This window comes from Caulobacter sp. BE254 (assembly GCF_031457295.1).
Lineage (GTDB): Bacteria > Pseudomonadota > Alphaproteobacteria > Caulobacterales > Caulobacteraceae > Caulobacter.
The window spans coordinates 57,743-79,167 of sequence record NZ_JAVDWJ010000003.1; the positions used below are offsets into that span (position 1 = coordinate 57,743).

Sequence of the window (21,425 nt, forward strand, 5' to 3'; positions counted from 1 at the left end):
CAAAGTGTCCCGCGTCGTCACGCCGCCACGCGGGTCAGAAATCCCACTGCAGGCGGGCGTAGTAGGAGCCGCCGGTGAAGCCGAACGGCGAGGTGCCGGGGTACTGACCCGTGCCGGTATTGACGTTGTAGGAGGTGTTGGCCGCCGTCGAAGGGCCGCTGCGTGAGGGGTAGATGTTCAGCAGATTGTTGGCCCCGACCGCGACGGTGACGGTCGGCAGAACCTTGTAGGCGACCTCCAGGTCGGTGATCCATTTGGCCCCGTACTTGCGGTCGTTGGCCGGGATGTTCTGCTGGATCGTGTAGCTGCCGTAGCGCGTCTGGCGCATGTTGACGTTCAGCCTGTCCCACGACCAGTTGGCGCCAAGGCTGACCTTGTCCTTGGGGAAGGCCGTGGTCAGGAAGCCCTGGCTCAGGCGGTCGAACAGCACGTAGTTGGGGCCCAGCGCCGCCAGTTCCGGCGGGTTGGCGATGATGTCGGTGATCCTGGTCTTGTTGTGATTGTAGCCGAGCGTCAGGCGAAGGGTCCCGTAGCCGCCCAGGTCCTGGCGATAGGCCGTGACCAGGTCGATCCCGCGCGTGCGGGTGTCGATGGCGTTGGTGTAGTACTGGGCGCTCAGCGAGCCCGGCAGACCGTTGGCGACCAGGATCGCGCTGACTCCCGCGCCGGTCAGGGTGCTGGTGATGGCGATCCGTCCGTCCACCGCGATCTGGTAGGCGTCCAGCGTGACGCTGAGGCGCGGCAGCGGCTCCAGGGTCACGCCCAGGCTGTAGTTCTTCGACTTTTCCGGCTCGAGCGGCTCGGCCCCCAGGGCGATGGCCTCGCGCGAGCCGACCGGCAGGGTCTTGATCTGCAGCAGGTCGAGCACGCCGTTGACCTGGCGGAACTGGCTGGAGCTGGCGGCGTAGTGCTCCTGGGCCAGGCCGGGCGCGCGGAAGCCGGTGCTGGCCGCGCCGCGGATCGCCAGCCACGGCGTCAGCTCGTAGCGGCCGTTGACCTTGCCGACCACGGTGTCGCCCGAGGCGTCGTCATAGTCCTCGTAACGGACCGCCGCGCCCAGGAAGAGCTTCTGGATCGTGTAGCCGACCTCGCCATAGGCCGCGTAGTTGTTGCGCGAGGACTTGCTGGCGTCGGTCGGCTGGAAGCCCGGCGCGGCCTGGGCGCCGGTCGCGGTGCGTTGGGTGGGGAACAACGGGTTCACGTAGGTCCCGGCCGCGTAGCTGAGCGGCTCGCCCTCGCCGACCTGATAGGTCTCGCGACGGTGCTGGGCGCCGAACGACAGCTGCAGGTCGCCGCCGGCGGCGGTGAAGCCGCGGGTCACGTCCAGCGAATTGACCCATTCGGACGACACCAGCTTGCCGACATAGAAGTGGGTGGGGCTGGCCGGGCCGAGGCTGGCGTTGATGCTCTCGGAAACGTGCTCCTTGGCCAGGTTCTTGCCGTAGGTCGACGAGACGTCCCACGACCAGCCCTTAAGGTCGCCGCGCGCGCCGACGGCCAGTTCGAAGTCGTCTTCCTTGATCACCAGGTTGGGCCGGAAGCCGTCCGGATAGACCTGCGGCAGCGCGTTGACGTTGGTCGGGGCCCGGAAGGTGAACGGCAGGTCCGAGACCCGGTGGCTGAACGTGCCGAACGAATAGAGCTCCACCCTGCCGCCGACGTCGTAGCGACCGTTGTAGCCCAGGTTGACGCCGTTCTGCGGCAGCACGCCGGAATTGTGCGTGACCAGACGATCGACCGTGGCCTCGCGCGGATCCAGGGCGCCGCCGACCAGGGGATAGAGCCGGATGTTCGGCGCGATCGGCTCGGCCCGGTTGGATAGCGCCTGGTCCTTGGTGGCGAACGACAGGTTCAGGAAGCCGCGGTCGCCGATCTTGGTCCCGAAATTGCCCTGCACCAGGGTGAAGTCGCCGTCGTCGCGATCGAAGTTCTGGCCGCGCGTGACGGTGAGCGAGCCGCCCGTCGTGTCCTTGAGGATGATGTTGATCACCCCGGCGATGGCGTCCGAGCCGTACTGGGCCGCGGCCCCGTCGCGCAGCACCTCGATGCGGCCGATCGCCGAGGTCGGGATCAGGTCCAGGTCAGCCGGCACCGAGCCGTTGTAGAGCGACGACACCGAGTTGATCAGAGACGTCTTGTGCCGGCGCTTGCCGTTGACGAGGATCAGCGTCTGGTCGGGATTGAGGCCGCGCAGGCCGCCCGTGGCGATCACCGTGGCCGTGCCGCCGCCCGCCCGCGCCGGCAGGTTGAAGGACGGCACCAGGGTCTGCAGGGCCTGGAAGGCGCCGGCCTTGCCGGTGCGCTCCAGTTCGGCCGAACCCAGCACGTCGATCGGGGTCGGGCTCTTGATCACTGTGCGGGCGACGCCGCGGACGCCGGTGACCACCACCTCGCCGACCTCCGCCGGCTCCTCGGGCGCGATGGCCTGGACAGCGGCCGGAGCCGCCGCCGTGGGAACGAATCCGACCGGCGCGCTGGCCTTGATCAGGCTGGGCGCGGGATCGACGGTCAGGGCGATCAGGCCGTCCTTCATGATCGCCACCCGCAGCGGCGAGCCTTCGATGATGGCGTCCAGCGCCTGACGGGTCGGCATCCGGCCGCTCACGGCCGGCGAGCGCAGGCCCGCGATCTGGTCATAGGGATAGAGCAGGCGCTCTCCCGACTGGCGGGCCAGGACATTCAGCGCGCTCTGCATCGGCTGGGCGGCGATGTGGAACTCCCTGGAGGGTTCCGCCGCCGAGGCCGGCAGCGCCGCCACCGCGACCGTGGCGAACAGCGCGCCGCGATACCAGGACTTGAAGTTTGATCCGCCAGCCATCTCGGCGCCCCCAGCGCAGTTGAACCCTGTCAACCACGTCCAACGAGCCGGCCCGGCGAGAACCGCCATCCGTCCAGAGAATAAATTTCAGGCGACGGTCAGGAGCTGTGGACGAATTCCTCGTCCTTCGACAGGCTCAGGATGAGGAATTCTACTCAGCCGCCTTACCAGTAGCCCTCATCCTGAGCCTGTCGAAGGACGAGGGCGGCCCACGGTCGTCAAACGCCTAACCGTCCACTGTTCCTAGGAGCGCGAAACCAGCAGGATGCTGCCGTCGTCCGCGGGGATCGCATCGACCGGGAAGCTGCCTTCGACGGCCGTCAGGAATTTCTCGGCCTCGTCGACCTCGAACCGCCCGCCGACCCGCAGATTGGCCAAGCGTGGGTCGCCGACGATGATCGGCGCCTGGCGATAGCGGTTGAACTCCTCCACCGCCTGGGCCAGCGTTTCGCCGTCCAGCTCGATCACCCCGTCCTGCCAGGCCGTGCGCTGGCGCAGGACCGTGGCGTTCAGCGCCGTGGGCGCCATCGCGCCGGAGCCGATCACCGCCCCGCCGCCGGCGGCGATCTTCGGCGCGTCCGGGCGATGGACGTCGGCCGCGTCCTCGGCCACCGCCACGACGCCTTCGGTGACCGTCAGCTCGACCACGGTGTCGCGGATGCGCACGTTGAAGGCGGTGCCGACCGCCCGCAGGCGCGCCGCGCCCGCATCGACCAGGAATGGACGGCTGGGATCGTGGGCGACCTCGAACAGCGCCTCGCCCTTGACCAGGCGAATGCGCCGGCTGTGCTTGCGCATCGCCACCTCGACGGCCGAGGCGGTGTTCAGGTGGATCCGCGAGCCGTCGGCCAGGGTGATGACCCGGCGCTCGCCCAGTCGCGTATGGTGCAGGTCCACGTCGCCGACATAGCGCCAGGCCACCGTCGCGCCGACCGTGGCGACCGAGGCCGCCAGTCCCGCGCCGACCAGGGTCCGGCGCGACACCCGAAGCCTGCCGCCGATGTCGGCCGTCGCATGGGCCGTCGCATGGGGCGCCTCGATCGGCGGCGGACAGGCCCTCAGCCGGTCCCCGGCCTCCCAGGCCGCTTCCATGCGCGCGAACGCCACGGCGTGACGCGGATCGGCCTCGATCCAATCGGCGATGGCCTGGCGCTCGCTCGGGCTGGCGCCCTCCTGCAACCTAACGACGAACGCCGAGGCCCGGTCGTCGATCGCCTGCCTTTCCAGCGCTGCGTCTGTTGCGGTCAAAACTGTCTTCCTCGCGCTCGGACATCGCCTTGGCCACGAGCATCACAGCTCTAGCAAGATGCTTCTCAACTGTCGAAACGGATAGGGACATGCGAACCGCTATCTCCTGAAACGAAACATCGTGCACCCGCCGCAGAATGAAGACCTGGCGACACTGATTGGGCAGGGTTTCGATGATCGCGTGCAGGTGGCGCAGCTCGTCGCGCGCGGTCAGCGACGCTTCCAGGCTGTCGTCGCCGCGCAGGGTGTCGAGGTCGGCGACGAAGTCGAGCGAGACGATGGTCTCCCGCCGCAGGGTGTCGATCAGCAGGTTGCGGGCGATCGTGAACAGATAGCCGCGTCCGGTCGGGATGCGGCTGATGTCCTTGGCCGTGTAGGCCCGGGCCAGGCTCTCGGCCACCAGGTTGTCGACGTCGAAGCCCGTGGGACACACGCGGCGCAGGCGCGAGCGCAGGGCCGCCTCATGGGGCAGGATCACCGCCTTGAACCAGTTCAGGCGCGCGGTCAGGCCGTCCATGGCGTCGTCCCTCCGGAAAAGGGGCGGCGCGACAGCGCGCCGCGCGCAGAACATCGCGTCGCAGCCGCGACGTCGACGCCAAAGGCCCGATCGGAGGCGAAGTCGGGCCCAAGCGTCCAAGACCGCCGCACTTCGGGCTCGAATGCGGGCATTTCGGCCGGCGGACCGGCCTTCGGGACGCGCCGGCGCGATTGACGCCGCGGCCGGATGGCGGAAACCCGCGCGCCATCCGTTTGAACAGCACAAGGCGGCGAACGCCCGGCCGCCAGGGGGATGAAATCTTGCGAGACGTTTCCGACCGTCGCCGACGCATCAAATCGATCATCGGCGGCTCGGCCGGCAATCTGGTCGAGTGGTACGACTGGTACGCCTATTCGGCCTTCACCCTCTATTTCGCGCCGGCCTTCTTTCCCTCCGACGATCCGACCGCCCAGTTGCTGAGCGCCGCGGCGGTCTTCGCGGTCGGGTTCGTCATGCGCCCGATCGGCGCCTGGCTGATGGGCATGTACGCCGACCGCAAGGGGCGCAAGGCGGGCCTGACCTTCTCGGTCACCCTGATGTGCGCCGGATCGCTGATGATCGCCGTGACGCCCGGCTATGACCGCATCGGCATCTTCGCCCCGGCCATATTGCTGATCGCCCGGCTGCTGCAGGGCCTTTCGGTCGGCGGCGAATACGGGGCTTCGGCCACCTATCTGTCGGAGATGGCGGGGCGGGAGAACCGCGGCTTCTTCTCCAGTTTCCAGTACGTGACCCTGATCTCGGGCCAGTTGATCGCCTTGTGCGTGCTGCTGTTGCTGCAGGCGATCCTGCCGGTCCACGACCTGGAGGCCTGGGGCTGGCGCATCCCCTTCGCCGCCGGCGGCGTGTTGGCCGTCGCCGTGTTCTATATCCGGCGCGGCCTGGCCGAGACCAGCAGCTATCTCGCCGCCCAGCGCGACCCGGGCGCCGTGTCCAGCGGCTGGGCGCTGTTTCGTCACCACCCCAGGCAGGCGATGACCGTGATGCTGCTGACCGCCGGCGGCACCTTGGCCTTCTACGCCTACTCGACCTACATGCAGAAGTTCCTGGTCAACACCTCCGGGTTCAGCCGCGAGTCGGCCACCGCGATCACGGCGGCGGCGCTGTTCGTCTACATGCTGTTGCAGCCGGTCGCCGGCGCGCTGTCGGATCGCATCGGCCGCAAGCCCCTTATGGTGGGTTTCGGCGTCCTGGGCGTGGCCTTCACCTGGATCATTTTCCGGACACTGGAGACCACCAGCAGCTCGTTCGCGGCCTTCCTGCTGGTGTTGGGCGCCCTGGTCATCGTCACCGGCTACACGGCGATCAACGCGGTGGTGAAGGCCGAGCTCTTTCCGGCCCACATCCGGGCGCTGGGCGTCGCCCTGCCCTACGCCCTGGCCAACACGGTGTTCGGCGGCACGGCCGAGTACGTCGCGCTGTGGTTCAAGGGCCAGGGCATGGAGCGCGGCTTCTATATCTACGTCACGGCGATGATCGCCGTGTCGCTGATCGTCTATCTGCGGATGCCCGACACCAAGAAGAACAGCCTGATCGCCGAGGCGTAGGACGCCGCGACCGCTGGACGATCGGTTTTCATCGGGCATGGGCGCATCGCCAGGAAGGAGCCTCCGGCGCGGGCGCCATCGCGCCGGCCGTGCCCAGACCTGGCCTTGGGACGGCCGTTGCAGCAAATCATATCAACTTAGTAGGCATTAAGCCCCGCTAACAGGGTCCACGCCCGAACTTGGCTCTGGGCGCACGGACCGCCGCGCCGCGTTCTTCGCCAAACGCCGCGCATGGCGCGCGACCATGCCTTTCGACTCAAGGCCTCGGGACAGCTCTTCGTGAAGCCCGCTCGCCGGTAGGCTTCGGTCAATGATCCTCGTGCCCAGCACCGCCGACGTCGGCATCAGTGGGCGGCGGCCATGGGGCTGGTGATCGAGGCCATGGCCAGCGGCATCGCGGTGCTCTATCGGCACGCGTAAAGCTTCTGGGTCGTGCGCAGGCCGAAGGCGCCTCGAGCCAAGGCCCGCAAACAAGCTGGCGGCGGGCCGTCGAGCGGTCGCGCTCCCTACGGGGCTCACCTCAAGGCCCTCTCCCTGAGGTCGCACTCGCGTCAGCGTCCTCTGGGAGGACCGCGATCTCCCTCGCATCGCTCCCTTTGTGGCCCTTCCGGACACGGAAGATTGCAATTCCTAGACTGGTTACACGCGGTATCGACCACTCCGCGGCCAGATGCCGCCCAGTCGATGCTGGTCGAACAGCTGGAACAAGTTGCGGCCGAAAATATCGAGACCACGATCCAGAACAGCTTTTCGCGAACAGAAAGTTCAGTTACCACAAAAATTCCAACATCTTACTTGTGGTCTTTACGTCCTCTGCGCGATTTGCGCCGAGACCGTCATGTCCCCCGCCCTCTGGAATGATCAAATCTACCGGATACCCCAGCGCTGATGGCCTTCGCCGTGTCGCGAGGCTGGCGGCCTGACGATCCCACCAAGGACGGCAAGACCGTCACCTATCAGACGGACGCCGACTTCGACGGCCGGCGCGCCCGCCAGCGAAAGGCTCACAGCGACCGGGGCGCCCCTTCCACGAAGCTTGCGCTCCGACCAGCCGTTGATTGGCGCCGGAAGCGCGTCGGTGGAGGATCTGTCTGATCCTCTCCAGGCATCAATCATCATCACCGCCCCGCACGGCCTCTTTCGCTTTGGCGCGCCAACCGTAATCGAGGGAGCGTCCGGCCTCTCGTCTCGACGACGGTGGACTTTAGGGCGGGGCAAAGGATCAATGGCCTCGAATTCAAACCGAAAAGCTGGGCGCCATGAGAGCCAAGATCCTCCTCGCCGCCGCCCTCGTGACCACGCTGGCCGCGATCGATGCACGGGCCCAGGCCCCCGTGCACGACCACGCCGCGATGGAACGGCTAGGCAGCGTAAGTTTCGAGACCTCGTGCAACGCGGCGGCCCAGCCGCGCTTCGATCGCGCGGTTGCTCTGATGCACTCCTTTCAGTTCGGGCCGGCCATAGCCGGCTATCGATCCGTGCTTGAGGCCGATCCCAGCTGCGCCATGGCCGACTGGGGTATCGCGCTGAGCAGTTGGAGCAATCCGTTCGCCGGCTTCAAGTCGCCCGCCCAGTTGAAGCAGGGCTTGGACGCGGTCGACGCCGGGCGCGCGCTGGGGGCCAAGACCGCGCGGGAACGGGCCTATGTCGAGGCGGTCGCTCATCTCTATGTCGACGCCGACCATCTGGACCAATCAGCGCGCGCCCTGGCCTACGAGCAGGCGATGGAACGCCTGGCCGCCGACTATCCCCAGGACACCGAAGCCAGCATTTTCTACGCCCTGGCGCTCGCCGCCGCCGCCGATCCCGCCGACAAGACCTATGGAAAACAGCTGAAGGCCGGCGCGATCCTGGAGCGGCTGTTCGCCAAGCAACCCGACCACCCCGGCCTGGCCCATTACATCATCCACGCCTACGACGAGCCTGCCCTGGCGTCGCGCGCCGCCGAGGCGGCCAAGCGCTACGGCGCGATAGCGCCCTCGACACCGCACGCCCTGCACATGCCCTCCCACACCTTCACGCGGATCGGCGACTGGCAGGCGTCGATCGACACCAACCTGGCCTCGGCGGCGTCGGCGCGGGCCGCCGGTCAGCCGGCCGACGAGCTGCACGCCAGCGACTACATGATCTACGCCTACCTGCAGACCGGGCAGGACAAGGCCGCGCAAAAGGTGGCCGAGACCTCCGTCGAGATTTTTTCGCGCTTCGATCCGGCCACCGCCAATGGCGCGGCGCCGGCCTCGGCCGCCTACTACGCTCGCGCCGCGATTCCGGCCCGCTTTGCGCTGGAGCGGCGGGACTGGGCGCAGGCGGCGAAACTCGAGCCCGTGACCAGCCGGTTTCCGTACGCCGACTCCATCACCTTCTTCGCCCGGGGCCTGGGCGCGGCGCATCTGAACGACGCCGCCGCCGCGGAGGCGGCGATCGGCTCCCTGGATCAGATCCACGACAAACTGGCCAAGCAGGGCGAGGACTATTGGGCGCAGCAGACGGACATCCAGCGGCGAGCGGTCACGGCGATCCTGGACCTGGCCGAAGGCCACGCCGCCGAAGCGCTGGCGGGCATGGGCCAAGCCGCCGACCTTGAGGACAAGAGCCAGCTGGCCTCTGTCACGCCAGGTCCACTTGCGCCGGCCAGGGAAATGTTGGGCGAGATGCTGCTGGCGCAAGGACGGCCGGCCGACGCGCTCACCGCGTTCGAAGCCGCCTTGGTCCAAGAACCCAATCGCTTCTGGTCGCTCTATGGCGCGGCCGAGTCGGCGAAACGTGCCGTCGAGCGGCCCAAGGCTCGCGCCTATTTCCAGAAACTCCTGGCTGTGGCCAAGCACGCTGATCAGCCCGAACGCCCGCAGTTGATCGAGGCGCGCAAGCAAGCCCAGCGTTGAAGACGCGGAAGGGGCCCCTGAGCGCTTCCCGCCGGCTTCCGCCCCCGCTCATCCCGAGCGTAGATGGCCGCAGGGTTCTCGGAGGCGACGGCATGGACAAGCAGATGGCGGAGGCGATGGCTCGCGCAGCCGGTACGAGCATCTCCAAACTGGGGCTTCGGTTCGATCGGGTGGTGCTACGGCTGCTGAGGAGCCTGACCCAGCACTGCGATCGCGTGGCGCCCGATGGAGCCCGGGTCTTGGTGACAATCTCCGCCCCCATCCGGCTGCCCGCAACGACGGCGGATCACCTGAAGCAGCGGATCGAAGCGCTTGTCCTCGAAGGCCCGCCCCCGCTGGAGCGGGTGACTGAAGCGCACGGAAACACCGTCGGCCTGCGCCTCGTCCGGGCTGCGCCAGGTTCGCAGCCGAGGCTATTGGGCCTTGTCCACAACCCGGAGAAGGATCCGAGGCTATTGCTGGAGCTAGCCGAGCGGTACGCGGAAAGCGCGCTCGGCCCCCCCGCATCTTTGAAGTCTGGATGAACCGGCGCGCGCCGACGCGGCTGGACCGAACACCGGGAGCGCCAACGGCCGCACATTCAGAACCTGAAGGTGGTCTGTGCGCCGACCATCTTGATGGTCCGCGCCGGCCCGGTGTCACGAATGAATGGGCCGGGATCGAAAGCACTGAGTGAAGCGGTCAGGTTCAACTTCGGTGTCGCCTGCCAGCTTGCGGCAAGTTCGATCTGCTTTCCGATGAAGCGCGCATCGCTGTCCTTGCCGCTGCGTACCAGTAGCCCGGGAATGGCGTAGATTCCGTCGTGGGTGCTCTCACGCCAATAGGCCACTCCGGTCAGCGATATTGCGACGTCCTTGTGCGGATGAACCGTCGTTGAGGGTCGGAGGTGAATGAGGTTTCGCGGGCCGATCGGCGACAGCGCTCCGAAATACTTGCCATTCGGGAAAAGCGGATTCAGCGTTCCCAGCTTCGGATCGTTCGGGTCACCGTCGCCGGATACCAGGTCGGCCGTGACGGCGACCTCGGGTCGCAGGGATGGGTTCCGGAAGCGATACCCCGTCTCGAACCCCGCGCCCCACGCCTCCGATCGGTGACCGGCGAAAGCACCACGCTGGTAGGCAGCCTCGACGTTCCAATACCAGGCGCCGTTGTCGCCGAAGATCCTCGAACCGAAGGTGTGCGCCAGTTGCCTACCGGATCCCTGGTCGAAGACGGCGTTCCGGTCTCGCAGGCCGATGTAGTACACATCAAAGCCGTTCAGATGCTTCGCGTCGAGCCACTGTGTGGCGTAGACGCCCCATACCGCCTTGTCCCGCGAGCGCCGGTCGTTGAATCCCCCCCGCCTTGTGTCGACCGGCTGAAGGTAGAATCCGGTCACTCGGCGCGTCTTCCCAGTAAGGATGGCTTCAAATCCGTCGAACGGCAGCGGAACGCCGGTTCCATAGCGCCTGTCGATGAACCGTCCCGATCCAAGCGAAACCAGCTTCCGCCCTGCAGACAGTCGGAGCGAGTCGCCACCCGGCGCCGCGAGGTCCACGTCGACAAACGCCTGCAGCATGTCGACACCGGTCGTGTCCGCCGGCCGCTTCGGCCGATCTGTTCCCGAAATCGCCGAAAGGATCGGCATCGCGAAAAACCGGACCTTGCCGACGTGAAGATCGGCGTAGGGCATCAGGCGATTCCAGACGTAATCATCGTTCGGCGATGATCCCCAGCTCACATTCTCATAGCCCTCGTAGCGTGAACGCGCCTCGAGGCCGGTCGTGAGGTAGGTCGCGCCGTCGCCGTTCAGCGGAAAATACTTCAACGGTTCCGCCCAATCCCCCTGGCGGTTCGCGGGATCGGCCAGCCAGGACCAATCCTCGGAATATCGCTCGATGGTCAGCGTCGGAGCTCGCTCCATATTGGTCGACACCTGCGCGCTCGCTGCAAAGGGCGCCAGCGAGGCGGCCGCGACCAGGAGCCGCCATCTGGCGTTCGCCAACAGGGGGACACTGGGTCGATCGCCGCCACTGGACGGCGCATGCCTCAGCGCGGTTCCGGCCCGAAGAGGGTAGATGGCGAGCATCGACGTGCCAGCGGTCTGCAGAAATACGCCCGGCCAATGCTCGCCGCCCATCCCGATTAGCCCGCGTTGTTTTCGACAGGCGTCTTCAGAAGTTGCTGTTCCCACAGATAGGCAATGCCGCTGCCGCCCATGTGCGAGATCATGATTTCAGTCAGTTCCTCGACGTGTTCGGTGCGCGCCCAGTCCCGCTGCCATTCACCAGCCAAGGCCATCACGGTCATCATGTTGGCGCCAGCGGTGATCATCCGCTGGATGGCGACTTGGTGAGACTCGGTCGAAACGCCACCGCACGCGTCGGTGATCACGGTCACGTCCCAGCCTTCGCCAAGGGCTTGGATCACAGGCATCGCCACGCAGACCTCGGTCCACAGGCCCGCGATGATCAGCTGCTTGCGACCGGTCGCCTTGACCACGTCCACCACCTTCTCGTCCTGCCAAGTATTCACCCAGGTCCGGTCGATCACGTTCTGGCCAGGAAAGACGTCGGTGATCTGCTTGAAAAGAAGGCCTCCGCGACCCGCGATCACGCTGGTGAGAATGGTCGGAACTTCAAAGGCTTTGGCCAGCTTCGCCAGCGCTGTGGTGTTGTTCACCACGGCTTGCGGGTCGTGGCTGTTCAGGTTGGCCAACTGGTAGGGCTGATGGTCGATCAACACCAGGACGGAGTCTTCCGGACGAAGGAGCGAATCGAGGCCGTTGCGGAGCGTCATGGTCATTCTCTGCTGCAGTTGTCGGGGCATGTCGGGAGAGGCAGGGGCCGCGAGCGGCGCTGCCTCATCGGACATTGCCATTCCTGTTTTCGACGCGGTATCACCCGGTTTCGCTACGCCGTGTCGCAGAACGGGGAACGCCAACGTGGATACTGATGACCTGCGCACCTTTGTCGAAGTGGCCGACGCGGGCGGTGTTTCGCAGGCCGCACGCCGGCTGGGCGTGTCGAAGTCCATCGTCAGTCGCCGGCTCTTGCGGCTGGAGACCGAACTGGGGGTGCATCTGCTGGCGCGGACCACGCGCGGCGCCGTACTGACGGAGACCGGCGCGACCTTCAGAGACTATGCGGCCCGGGTCAGCGCCGAGATCGACGTGGCCATGGAAACGATCCTGCCCGAGGGGGATCTGCGCGGGCGGTTGCGGATCTCGGCGCCCCTGACCTACGGGCCCACGCACATCGCGCCGATCCTTGCCGAAATGGCGCGTCGCCATCCCCGGCTCAACATCCAGACTTGCTATACCGATCGCTTCGTCGATCTCGTGGCGGAGGGCTACGACTGCGCGATCCGCATCGGCTATCTCCAGGACTCAACCCTGGTCGCCCGACGCGTCGCACCGATCCTGGGCAAGCTCGTCGCCAGTCCCGACTACATCGCCGCGCACGGCGCGCCCGAGACGCCCGACGAGATCGCCCATCACGAGGCGCTCATGCAGGGTACGGAAGCCTGGCAGTTCATGGACGGCGAAAAGATCATCTCGGTGCGCCCCCAAGGGCGTTTCAAGGCCGACAACGGCGTCGCGCTCGTCGCCGCCGCCGTCGCAGGCCTGGGGCTTGCCTGGCTTCCGGATGACTTCACCGACGAACACGTCGCTTCGGGTGCTCTTGTCCCGGTCATGACGCGCCATCCGCCGCCCGCAGCGGGCGTCTATGTGGTGCGCCCTCCGGGCCAGCATCCCGCTCGCAAGATCCGCATCCTCACGGAGCTCTTGATCGAATATTGCGACCATCCCAATCCAATGGCGGCGCTCGCGCAGGCCCGTAGGCGATCGTCGTCGGCGTCGGATAGGACAGGGCCGCTCGACTAGACCCCCAGCAAATCGAATGCTGAATGGCGACCGGAGTTGTATCCAGGCGCCCTGTGCGCTCGCCGGAGCGTTCGCGAGGCCATCGGCCTGCCTGGGTCGGCAACGTCCGATGACCTCGCAGGCGCTCAGCCCGGTGGGGGCCGGGGCAATATCGGAGCCTATCCGCCGGCTTAGGCGTTCGCGCCGCCATCCACTGTCAGCACCGTCCCATTGATCACGCTCGCGGCCGGGCTGGCGAGAAACGCGACGGCCGCGGCGATCTCGCTCGGTTGCGCGTAGCGACCGACCGACGAGAGGCCGCGCTGGAAATCGGCGCTGTCGCCATCGGCCGGATTGGCCTCGGTGTCGACCGATCCGGGCGAGACGAGGTTCACCGTGACGCCTTGCGGGCCAAGCTCGCGCGACAGGCCGCGCGTGAAGGACAGCAACGCGGACTTCGACATCGCGTAGGCCGTGATGCCTGGGAACGGCACGCGATCGCCAAGCGCCGAACCGATCGAGATGATACGGCCGCCCTGGGTCAGGTGTGGGATCGCGGCCTGCGCATAGACGACCGGGCCGCGCACGTTGACGTCCATCAAGGTCTGATATTGCGCCAGGTCGAGATCGGCGAGGGGCCCGGCCAGCCCGATGGCGGCGTTGTTGACGAGAATATCGAGGCCGCCGAGCGCATCGACGGTCTCGGCGACGGCCCGCTTGGCGGCGGCCGGATCGGCGCTGTCGGCCTGGATAGCCAGGCCCCGGCGACCCAGCGTCTTGATCGTGGAGACGACGGCGTCCGCGCGATCCGGCGAGTTCTGATAGGTGATAGCGACGTCCGCGCCACGTTCGGCCAGGGCCTGCGCGATCGCGGCCCCAATACCCCGGGACCCTCCGGTCACGAGGGCGCGCTTTCCGCTGAGATCAGTCATGTTCGGTCCATTGCGATGAGGTGGAGGGCCTGAAATTCAGACCCCGGAGAGGAGCGACGAGGCGTTCTTCCCAGTGCACGGAGATAAGGAGCGGCGGATCGAGCGACATACCCGATCTTGCCGCAAGCTTGCCTGATCCTGCCAACGCCCTATCTGACCCACATGACAGTCCTGGACATCATGACCCGTCGCCTGCTGGACGACCTGACCCCGTTCGTCGCCGCCCGTCCGCAAACCGTTGGGGTTCCAACGCCCGTTCCTCGCCTGACGGTCTGGTCGACCACTGCGCCGACAGAGCCCACGCCAGCAGCCTTCAAGCCGATGCTTTATGCGGTGTTGCAGGGTTCCAGGGTCCTGTTCATGGGCGGCAACCGCTTCGAGCTGACCGCCGGCGCCTGCACGGCCTCGTCGTTCGGCCTGCCCTATGTCGACCAATTGCTAAACGCGTCCGCGTCGGCCCCCTACATCGGCGTCAGTCTCGACTTCGATATCGCCAAGCTCACGCGCATCATGCTCGATATGCCCAAACGCGAAGATCGCTGGACCTGCGCGGCGGCGGCAGGCGACCTCGGCGGTCAGGTCGGCGAGGCGTTCGCGCGGCTCGTGGGCCTGGTGGCGGCGCCCGACGACGTCGACATGCTCGCGCCCCTTTATGAGACCGAGCTCTATTACCGGCTACTGCAGAGTTCGATGGGCGACACACTTCGCCAGATCGGCCAGCGCAACGCGCGCGTGCGCCACGTCAAGGCCGCCGCCGACTGGCTCGCCGCCAACAACCGCGAACCCGTCGTCATCCCTGACCTTGCGGCCTCCGTCGGGATGAGCGTGACCTCGTTCCACCGGCACTTCAAGGCGATCACGGGCTACAGTCCCCTCGCTTTCCAGCGGCACATGCGCCTGCTGGAGGCTCGAAAGCTGCTCGCCGCCGGCAGCGCCACCGTCTCGCGTGTGGCGTTCGACGTCGGCTACGCCAGCGCGTCGCAGTTCAGCCGCGAGTACAGAAGCATGTTCGGCGTCTCGCCTGTTGAAGACCTGCCACGGTGAGACCCGCGCGTGTGCATATAGTCAATCCCGCTTCGGGATAGGGTTCAAGGAAAGTAGCCGCCAAAGCGCGCCTAACCCGCCCCGCATTCAACCCGCCAGGCGAAGACTGCTTTCGGCCCCTCGCATTCATTCGGTGCGCCCGATTTCAGGCCGCGAGAAGACTTGTGATCACGATTTAGCTTGTGGTTTTCGGAGATCGCCGCGAGGAAGCTTCACATGGCAGGGGCGATTAATATGAAGCTGAAATCGATTGCGGCGGCCTTGGCGCTTGCCAGTCTGTGCGCGAGTTCCGCCCACGCCCAGACTGTTGCGCCGCTCTCGTTCACTGACCGCCTGGCGCAGGCGGGGTCACCGCTAACCGTGCGGCCGGAGGGGTTCTCGGGTCCGGGAGCCGCGATACTATCGGAGGCTATAGACGCCAGCCGCTACGTCCTCATCGGCGAGAGCCATCTTTCGCGCGAGATCCCCGCCTTCACCACGAACGTCTGTCGTTTGATGGCGCCCGGCGGCTTGACGGCCATGGTCGTCGAGATCGGGCCGGAGGCGGCCGGCGTGATCAACGCGCGGCTGAGAGCACCGGACCGGGAACAGCGGATTTCTGACTTCATGCGCTCCCATCCCGACGCCATGGCCTTCTTTAACGGCCGCGACGAGGGTCAGACGGCGGCCGATTGCGCGGGTGTCGCCGGGCCGGATTTCAAGCTGTGGGGGCTGGATCAGGAGTTCTTGGGCGCGAGCGGCTATTTGTTCGAACAGATGCTGGCGGCCGGTCCAGGGCCGCTGGCCCGCGCCCAGATCGAAGCGCTGGCTGAGCAGGAGCGGACGGCGACGCAGGCCGCGCTCACCTCCGGTTCACCCATGGACCTGTTCCTGCTCAAGGCCACCGATGCGACGCTAGATCAGGCGGGGACAGCCATCGACCAGGACGGCGGCGACCGGGCCAAGGCGCTGTTCGCCGCCTTGCGCGAAACACGCGCCATCTATCAGGCCTCGCAGTCTCGCAGCGGCGATCCGAACGGGCGCAGGGCGCAGCTGATGAAGCGGACGCTGGTGACGGATTTTGCCGAGGCGCCGCAGGCACGCGTGCTGATGAAGTTCGGCGCCAACCATCTCTACAAGGGCTATAATCCACTCGGCCAGCGCGACCTGGGCAATTTCGTCGCTGAACGTGCCGACGGAGAGGGCGTGAAGTCCCTCCACATCGTCGTCACCGGCGCGAGAGGCGTGCAAGCCGGATACAACGGGGTCGGCCGCCAGGTGGCCGTGCGCAACTTCGATGCGACAACGGGCAAGGACAGCGACTGGTCCAAGGACGTGATGCTGGCCCGCCCGTCGGACACGCCGCCGGGCGACTGGTTCCTGGTGGATCTGCGCCGTTTGCGCAGCGCCGATCCGGAAGCCCTGACGCCTGAATGGCGCGCGCTCATCCGCGGCTACGACCTCGCCGTTGTGGCGCCGGAACTGTCTGCGTCCACCATGCTGGGGGCTCGTGACGCCCCTTAGGCTCAGGACTCAATCCTCATAGCCAGCAGAGCACGATGGCGGCGGGGGCTATGGCCGACAGGAAGACGGTCGGGTCCACCCAACCTGGCCTCTCGAACCGTCCATTCTAGCGGCCGGCCTGCGCCAGCAGCGGAACTTGGGATCGCTCCAGATCCCGGACATTCAGGCGCCGGTGCCATGGCAAGAACGCCCCTGAGCGGGGGTCTGACCTACTCGTCCGTTTGCCAGGCGGAGAGGTCGTCGACGGGTTGGGGTAAGCGGCCCTCCAGCCAGTCAGCAACCGTTCCAGGCTTCATGGCTTTATCCCGACACTCGACAACCCAGGATAAGTAGTCGCGCGGTCCGCCATTCAGATATGGCGGCGGCGACACCGGCTTGAACACGGTCGGCAAGCGCTCGGATATGGATAGCTCGTTGAGGACGTAGCCTATCTCCTGCACGGCGTTCCATGCGAGAGGATGGTCGATATCCAGCGATAGCTTCACCCACCATCCGCTTTCGTCGGTGCCGGTGCCAAATCCGCCCCAAGGGGTTTCATTGGTCTGCACAGCCGGGATTCTCGCGAGGAATGCGAGCAGCTTATGGAAGCTCGGATGATGACTAGTCGGCTTCGCCATATCGCCAGAATAGCCGACTGGCGGCCTCCCGCCACCCTGCCCCGCCGATCCGGAGGTCTGTGTAACCGGCCGGGTCGCGCCACTACGAGACGTTGGCGCACCTCCAGAAACCAGACGTAAAGCAGCTCAATCGACCAGCCCCGCCCACTTGCGACGCAAGTTGGTCACTTAGTATGGCCCGTGCTTCACGCCCAACGGCCCTGTTCGCGCCAATCGCTCAGCCAAAACCCTCAGGATTCAGCGACGCGCCAATGCGGATAGGTGACGTAAGCCGTTACCGCGCCCTCCGCATGCGCAAGGATCGTGACGCTATTGCCCTTAGGCATGTAGACAATGTCACCCGGTCCAGCCGTATGGTCGCCAGCTTCCGAAGTCACCGTCAGCCTCCCCTCTAGGACAATCATCACGTCGTCGACGACGATGTCAGCCTCCAGCCTAGAGTCAGGCCCGTAGCGCCCGTACCCCACTGTGATCGGGCCGCCGTGCCGCTCATCGGCCAGGTTGCCGGTGAAGATGTCGCCGTCTTGGCCGGGCGAGCGCTCGAAAGCCGCCTCGGCCATCGTGAACTTGGTTACCTTCATCGGTGGCCTCCGTAACGGTGGCGCCGCCTCAGGACGCGCCGCCTCGGCCACCAAACGCCAACGCGTGTTTTCCGTTCAGATGCGAACCAGTCCTGCATTGCCGCCCCGTAGGCGCTAATTCTGGGTCACGGAGGCACCACGAACGGACCTTCACTCGCCTCCGAGAACCGGACTCTCGCCGAGCGTGCCCAGCCGCTACGTCTTTCGGAACACGAGTACCAGGTTGTTCGCGGGCATGGTGAGACGTTCGGAAAGGCCAAGGCCATGGGTAGCCGCCAAAGCGACAAGATGGTCCAGGTGGCGAATTCCCCACTCGAGATTGCGTCGTCTCAGGCTCTGATCGAACTCGAGGTTGCTGGGCGCTGTCGGCGTGTCGCCCTCGATAAAGGGGCCGTACAGGAACAGGCCGCCGCCCGCAGGCAGCACACGCGCAGCGCCCGCCATCAGGCCGGCCGTGGCCGTCCACGGCGAGATATGGATCATGTTGATGGCGAGAACAGCGTCGGCTCGTTCGACGGGCCAGGTGTCCGGTTGCGACGCATCCAGCACCAGCGGACACAGAAGGTTGCCTAGGCGGGCATGCTCGCGCCAGGCGGCTATGCTGTCCAGAGCGCCGGGATCAGCATCCGTCGGCTGGTATTGCAGCGTGGGCAGCGCTGCGGCGAAGTGAACTGCGTGCTCGCCAGCGCCCGCCGCAACCTCCAGCACCAGACCGTTCGCCGGCAGGCGCGGCCGCAGGACCTCCAGAATGGGATCGCGGTTTCGGGCCGTGGAGGGGGACGCACGCGCGGCGTGAGGCAGGGGATCGGACATGCCGACAGTCTGAAGGCTTCGGCGGCTCGGCGCCAACAGCGGGCATTGGGCCGCGCCGGAAAGCCGACTTTCGGTCTGGCCGCTTGCCTGACCCTATCGAGCGCCAACCACCTTATTCAGCGTCAGAAATTCCAAGGCCTCGCGCTCGATCTTATCCTGTTCCTCTTTCGGGAACTTGCCATGCACGCCGCCCGGCACGGTGTGGAAGCGGTTTTGAACGCCGGCCTTGTCCAGGTCGGCCTTTAGCGCCAGCGACGTCTCGTAGGGCACGGTCGGGTCCGCATCGCCATGAACGATGAACACCGGCGGCTGGCCTTTGCGCACATAAGTCGCCGGCGACATCGTCGTCCACAGCGCCGGCGGCCCGTCTCCGATCCACCGTGCTGTCGACGGGCTCCTGAACGCGCCGGGAAGGTCGGATCGCAGGTGATAGGGCCCGTAAAAGTCGAGAATAGCCGGCACGGTCGGCTGGTCGCGGCAGGCCGGCAGGTCGATATCGTTGGTCTTGGGCAGCATGCCGGCCATCAAGGCCAGGTGACCGCCGGCCGAGGTGCCGTAAGGCACCACCCGCTTGGCGTCGAAGCCATAGGTCCTGGCGTTGGCTTTCACCCATGACAGGGCGCAGCGAACGTCCTGCACCGCCGCCGGCGCCGGCGCCGGAGCAACGTCGGTGAGACGATACTCGACTGTGACCACCGAGAAGCCCGCCGCCAGATAGGCGCGGAAGCCGCCCCATCCGGCCGGTTTCTCACCTTTCCACCAGGCGCCGCCGTGAATATAGACCAGCACCGGGCGCGGCCCTTTGAAGGCGGTGTTGCGGTAGACATCCAGATGCAGGTCCTTGCCGCTAGCCTGCAGGTAAACGACGTCCTTGGTCGCCTCCGGCGCCTTGACCGGGATTTGCGTCGTGGGGGCGCTCAGGGCCTGGGCGGCGGCGGGTGTCGCGCCCAGCAGGGTGATGGCGGCGAGAGCCTTGGCGATCATCGATGTCTCTCCCATCAGCTCATCAACAGGCCGCCGTTGACGTCCAGGCACACCCCCGTCAGGAAGCTGGACTCGTCGCTGGCCAGATAGGCCACTGCATCGGCGACCTCGGGCGCGCGGCCCTCGCGGCGCAGTGGGGTGCCGGCCGCGACGCGGGCGCGGACCTCGTCCTTGGAGAAGGTGTCGTGGAAGGTGGTGCCGATCATGCCCGGGCACAGGGCGTTCACTCGGATCCCCTGCGGCCCTAGTTCCTTGGCCATGGCTTTGGTGAAGGTCATGATCGCGCCCTTGGCCGTGGCGTAGGCTGTCGCGCCCGGACCGCCGCCGTCCTTGCCGGCCTGCGAAGACAGATTCACGATCGCCGAGCCGGCGGCCATGTGCGGAACGGCGGCCTTGGTGGTCAGGAACACGGAGGTCAGGTTCAGGCGCATGACGTGGTCGAAGAAGGTCTCGTCCATCTCGTTCAGCGTCTTGCGAGCGACCATGCCGCCGGCGACGTTGATCAAAGCGCCGATCGGACCGCCGAAGGTCGACAGGGCCACGTCGATCAGCGCCTGGACCTCGCTCGCCGAGGTCATGTCGCCTTTCAGGATCAGCGCGCGACCTCCCGCGGCTTCGATCTGCGTCAGGGTTGCCTTGGCGGCTTCCTCGCTGCCGAAGTAGTTGATCGCGACATTTGCTCCTTCGGCCGCCAGCTTCAGCGAGACGGCCTTGCCGATATCGCGCGCGCCGCCGGTGACGATGACGGTCTTGTTTTCGAGGCGCATCAGAATTTTGCTCCGTTGGGGGTGCGGGCCGCGAGGGCGGGATCGGCGAGGCGTTCGCCTCGGCCGCCCAAGAGCCAGATGGACAGGATGGAAAGAGGAACCAGGCTTGCGCCCATGGCGAAGACCGGGGCGTAGCTGACCTTGGTGGCGACCGGGACGATCCAGGTGGTGATCAGAACCCCGGCCACGGCGGCAGTGCCGCTGATCCCGGCCAGGGAACCGACCGACCGGCCAGGCAGATAGTCGCTGGGCAGGGTCTGAATATTGTTGATGGCGATCTGGAAGCCGAACAGGATGACGGCGATCAGCAGCACCGCGTTCAAGGGCGTGGAGGCGCCGATGGTCAGCAGCAGGGCCGGCAGCATGAAGACGCCGCCAAGGGTGATCGCCCACATGCGGGCCTTGACCGGGCGCCAGCCGCGACCGATCAGCCAGCCTGAAATCCAGCCGCCGAACAGGCTGCCCGCCGCCGCGCCGACATAAGGCACCCAGCCGAACAGGCCGATCTGCTTGATGTCGAAGCCGAAGCGCTCGGCCAGATAGATCGGCAGCCAGGACACGAACAGCCACCAGACCGGATCGATGAAGAAGCGGGCCAGGATCAGGCCCCAGGCCTCGCGGTGGCGCAGCAGGCCCAGCCATGTCGGCCTGTACTCCACCTCGACCTCGCCTGTCGTCGGGCGCTGGCCGGTGAGGATGTGCTGGCGCTCGTCGTCCGACAGCCACGGATGGTCCTGCGGCGCGGCGCGGCACACAATGGCCCACGGAACTACCCAGATGACGCCCAGCACCCCGATAACCAGGAAGGTCGCTCGCCAGCCGAAAGTCAGGAACAGCCAGGCGATCAGGGGCGCGGAGATGATGGCCCCGACTGAAGCGCCGGCGTTGAAGATACCTTGGGCGAAAGCGCGCTCGCGCACCGGGAACCACTCGGCGTTGGCCTTGGCCGCGCCGGGCCAGTTGCCGGCCTCGCTGACGCCCAGGGCCGCGCGCAGCACGCCCAGCGTCAGGATCGACCGCGCGACCGAGTGCAGGGCGATCGACGCGGACCAGGCCAGGATCGACAGCATGAAGCCAACCCGCGTGCCCAGGGCGTCGAAGATCTTGCCGAAGATCGTCTGGCCGGCGGCGTAGGACAGCATGAAGCAGGTCAGGATGAGCGCGTACTCTTCCTTGCCGACGCCCATGTCCTTGGAGATCTGCGGCCACATCACGGCCAGCGCGTTGCGGTCGATGTAGTTGATCACCGTGGCCAGGCCGACCATGCCGACGATCAGCCAGCGAAGCCCCTTGAACTTCATGTC

18 protein-coding genes are annotated in these 21,425 nt (G+C 66.5%); 6 read left to right on the forward strand and 12 right to left on the reverse strand.

The features are described from left to right. Window positions 1-34 precede the first annotated feature (34 nt). From J2X41_RS07085 to J2X41_RS07095, 3 genes are all read right to left on the reverse strand, one after another. Entirely contained in the window at window positions 35-2,818 is a 2,784-nt protein-coding gene (locus tag J2X41_RS07085; RefSeq protein WP_310080788.1) for a TonB-dependent receptor, read from the reverse strand. 243 nt (window positions 2,819-3,061) lie between these two features. Beyond that, entirely contained in the window at window positions 3,062-4,066 is a 1,005-nt protein-coding gene (locus tag J2X41_RS07090; RefSeq protein ID WP_310080790.1) for a FecR domain-containing protein, read from the reverse strand. Then, window positions 3,999-4,583 (reverse strand): RNA polymerase sigma factor, encoded by a 585-nt coding sequence (locus J2X41_RS07095; protein ID WP_310080792.1) that lies wholly within the window; start codon window positions 4,581-4,583, stop codon window positions 3,999-4,001. Before J2X41_RS07095 ends, J2X41_RS07090 begins: the two co-directional genes overlap by 68 nt. A gap of 281 nt (window positions 4,584-4,864) precedes the next feature. Here J2X41_RS07095 and J2X41_RS07100 point away from each other — a divergent pair, with 281 nt between their 5' ends. From J2X41_RS07100 to J2X41_RS07110, 3 genes are all read left to right on the forward strand, one after another. Further along, entirely contained in the window at window positions 4,865-6,151 is a 1,287-nt protein-coding gene (locus tag J2X41_RS07100) for an MFS transporter (protein WP_310080794.1), read from the forward strand. Window positions 6,152-7,410: 1,259 nt separating this feature from the next. Continuing rightward, on the forward strand, window positions 7,411-9,036 hold the full coding sequence (locus J2X41_RS07105; RefSeq protein WP_310080796.1) for a hypothetical protein: 1,626 nt from the start codon (window positions 7,411-7,413) through the stop codon (window positions 9,034-9,036). Window positions 9,037-9,128: 92 nt separating this feature from the next. Continuing rightward, window positions 9,129-9,560 (forward strand): hypothetical protein, encoded by a 432-nt coding sequence (locus tag J2X41_RS07110; RefSeq protein WP_310080797.1) that lies wholly within the window; start codon window positions 9,129-9,131, stop codon window positions 9,558-9,560. A 56-nt stretch (window positions 9,561-9,616) separates the two neighbouring features. On the opposite strand, the gene J2X41_RS07115 is transcribed toward J2X41_RS07110, so the two are convergent. Both J2X41_RS07115 and J2X41_RS07120 read right to left on the reverse strand, forming a co-directional pair. Then, window positions 9,617-11,155 (reverse strand): alginate export family protein, encoded by a 1,539-nt coding sequence (locus tag J2X41_RS07115; RefSeq protein WP_310080799.1) that lies wholly within the window; start codon window positions 11,153-11,155, stop codon window positions 9,617-9,619. A gap of 5 nt (window positions 11,156-11,160) precedes the next feature. Continuing rightward, complete coding sequence (locus J2X41_RS07120; protein ID WP_310080801.1) at window positions 11,161-11,814, reverse strand: hydrolase; 654 nt, start codon at window positions 11,812-11,814, stop codon at window positions 11,161-11,163. A gap of 145 nt (window positions 11,815-11,959) precedes the next feature. Here J2X41_RS07120 and J2X41_RS07125 point away from each other — a divergent pair, with 145 nt between their 5' ends. Next, window positions 11,960-12,901, forward strand: a complete 942-nt coding sequence (locus J2X41_RS07125; RefSeq protein ID WP_310080803.1) for a LysR family transcriptional regulator — start codon at window positions 11,960-11,962, stop codon at window positions 12,899-12,901. A 170-nt stretch (window positions 12,902-13,071) separates the two neighbouring features. Here J2X41_RS07125 and J2X41_RS07130 read toward each other — a convergent pair whose 3' ends face one another. Further along, entirely contained in the window at window positions 13,072-13,812 is a 741-nt protein-coding gene (locus J2X41_RS07130) for a 3-oxoacyl-ACP reductase family protein (RefSeq protein ID WP_310080805.1), read from the reverse strand. Window positions 13,813-13,992: 180 nt separating this feature from the next. Here J2X41_RS07130 and J2X41_RS07135 point away from each other — a divergent pair, with 180 nt between their 5' ends. Both J2X41_RS07135 and J2X41_RS07140 read left to right on the forward strand, forming a co-directional pair. After that, window positions 13,993-14,856 carry an AraC family transcriptional regulator gene (locus J2X41_RS07135; RefSeq protein WP_310080807.1) on the forward strand — a complete coding sequence of 288 codons (864 nt, stop codon included), beginning with the start codon at window positions 13,993-13,995 and terminating at the stop codon, window positions 14,854-14,856. A gap of 234 nt (window positions 14,857-15,090) precedes the next feature. Beyond that, window positions 15,091-16,359, forward strand: coding sequence for a hypothetical protein (locus tag J2X41_RS07140; protein ID WP_310080809.1), 1,269 nt, complete (start codon window positions 15,091-15,093; stop codon window positions 16,357-16,359). Window positions 16,360-16,568: 209 nt separating this feature from the next. Here J2X41_RS07140 and J2X41_RS07145 read toward each other — a convergent pair whose 3' ends face one another. The 6 genes from J2X41_RS07145 to J2X41_RS07170 form a co-directional block, all read right to left on the reverse strand. Further along, window positions 16,569-16,907 (reverse strand): hypothetical protein, encoded by a 339-nt coding sequence (locus tag J2X41_RS07145; protein ID WP_310080811.1) that lies wholly within the window; start codon window positions 16,905-16,907, stop codon window positions 16,569-16,571. Between the two features lie 299 nt (window positions 16,908-17,206). After that, window positions 17,207-17,557 carry a cupin domain-containing protein gene (locus J2X41_RS07150; RefSeq protein WP_310080813.1) on the reverse strand — a complete coding sequence of 117 codons (351 nt, stop codon included), beginning with the start codon at window positions 17,555-17,557 and terminating at the stop codon, window positions 17,207-17,209. 195 nt (window positions 17,558-17,752) lie between these two features. Beyond that, on the reverse strand, window positions 17,753-18,370 hold the full coding sequence (locus J2X41_RS07155; protein ID WP_310080815.1) for a DUF938 domain-containing protein: 618 nt from the start codon (window positions 18,368-18,370) through the stop codon (window positions 17,753-17,755). 93 nt (window positions 18,371-18,463) lie between these two features. Continuing rightward, window positions 18,464-19,354: an alpha/beta hydrolase gene (locus tag J2X41_RS07160; protein WP_310080817.1), complete on the reverse strand. Its 891-nt coding sequence runs from the start codon at window positions 19,352-19,354 to the stop codon at window positions 18,464-18,466. A 14-nt stretch (window positions 19,355-19,368) separates the two neighbouring features. Further along, window positions 19,369-20,121 carry a glucose 1-dehydrogenase gene (locus tag J2X41_RS07165; protein ID WP_310080820.1) on the reverse strand — a complete coding sequence of 251 codons (753 nt, stop codon included), beginning with the start codon at window positions 20,119-20,121 and terminating at the stop codon, window positions 19,369-19,371. Continuing rightward, window positions 20,121-21,422, reverse strand: coding sequence for an MFS transporter (locus J2X41_RS07170; protein ID WP_310080822.1), 1,302 nt, complete (start codon window positions 21,420-21,422; stop codon window positions 20,121-20,123). The genes J2X41_RS07165 and J2X41_RS07170 overlap by 1 nt, the downstream gene beginning before the upstream one ends. Window positions 21,423-21,425: the final 3 nt, after the last annotated feature.

Bases quoted from the DNA above. Each gene is read 5' to 3' on its own strand.
- J2X41_RS07085 (WP_310080788.1), bottom strand. From the start codon at position 2,818: ATGGCTGGCGGATCAAACTTCAAGTCCTGGTATCGCGGCGCGCTGTTC.
- J2X41_RS07095 (WP_310080792.1), bottom strand. From the start codon at position 4,583: ATGGACGGCCTGACCGCGCGCCTGAACTGGTTCAAGGCGGTGATCCTG.
- J2X41_RS07105 (WP_310080796.1), top strand. From the start codon at position 7,411: ATGAGAGCCAAGATCCTCCTCGCCGCCGCCCTCGTGACCACGCTGGCC.
- J2X41_RS07110 (WP_310080797.1), top strand. From the start codon at position 9,129: ATGGACAAGCAGATGGCGGAGGCGATGGCTCGCGCAGCCGGTACGAGC.
- J2X41_RS07115 (WP_310080799.1), bottom strand. From the start codon at position 11,155: ATGGGCGGCGAGCATTGGCCGGGCGTATTTCTGCAGACCGCTGGCACG.
- J2X41_RS07120 (WP_310080801.1), bottom strand. From the start codon at position 11,814: ATGACGCTCCGCAACGGCCTCGATTCGCTCCTTCGTCCGGAAGACTCC.
- J2X41_RS07130 (WP_310080805.1), bottom strand. From the start codon at position 13,812: ATGACTGATCTCAGCGGAAAGCGCGCCCTCGTGACCGGAGGGTCCCGG.
- J2X41_RS07135 (WP_310080807.1), top strand. From the start codon at position 13,993: ATGACCCGTCGCCTGCTGGACGACCTGACCCCGTTCGTCGCCGCCCGT.
- J2X41_RS07140 (WP_310080809.1), top strand. From the start codon at position 15,091: ATGAAGCTGAAATCGATTGCGGCGGCCTTGGCGCTTGCCAGTCTGTGC.
- J2X41_RS07150 (WP_310080813.1), bottom strand. From the start codon at position 17,557: ATGAAGGTAACCAAGTTCACGATGGCCGAGGCGGCTTTCGAGCGCTCG.
- J2X41_RS07155 (WP_310080815.1), bottom strand. From the start codon at position 18,370: ATGTCCGATCCCCTGCCTCACGCCGCGCGTGCGTCCCCCTCCACGGCC.
- J2X41_RS07160 (WP_310080817.1), bottom strand. From the start codon at position 19,354: ATGATCGCCAAGGCTCTCGCCGCCATCACCCTGCTGGGCGCGACACCC.
- J2X41_RS07165 (WP_310080820.1), bottom strand. From the start codon at position 20,121: ATGCGCCTCGAAAACAAGACCGTCATCGTCACCGGCGGCGCGCGCGAT.
- J2X41_RS07170 (WP_310080822.1), bottom strand. From the start codon at position 21,422: ATGAAGTTCAAGGGGCTTCGCTGGCTGATCGTCGGCATGGTCGGCCTG.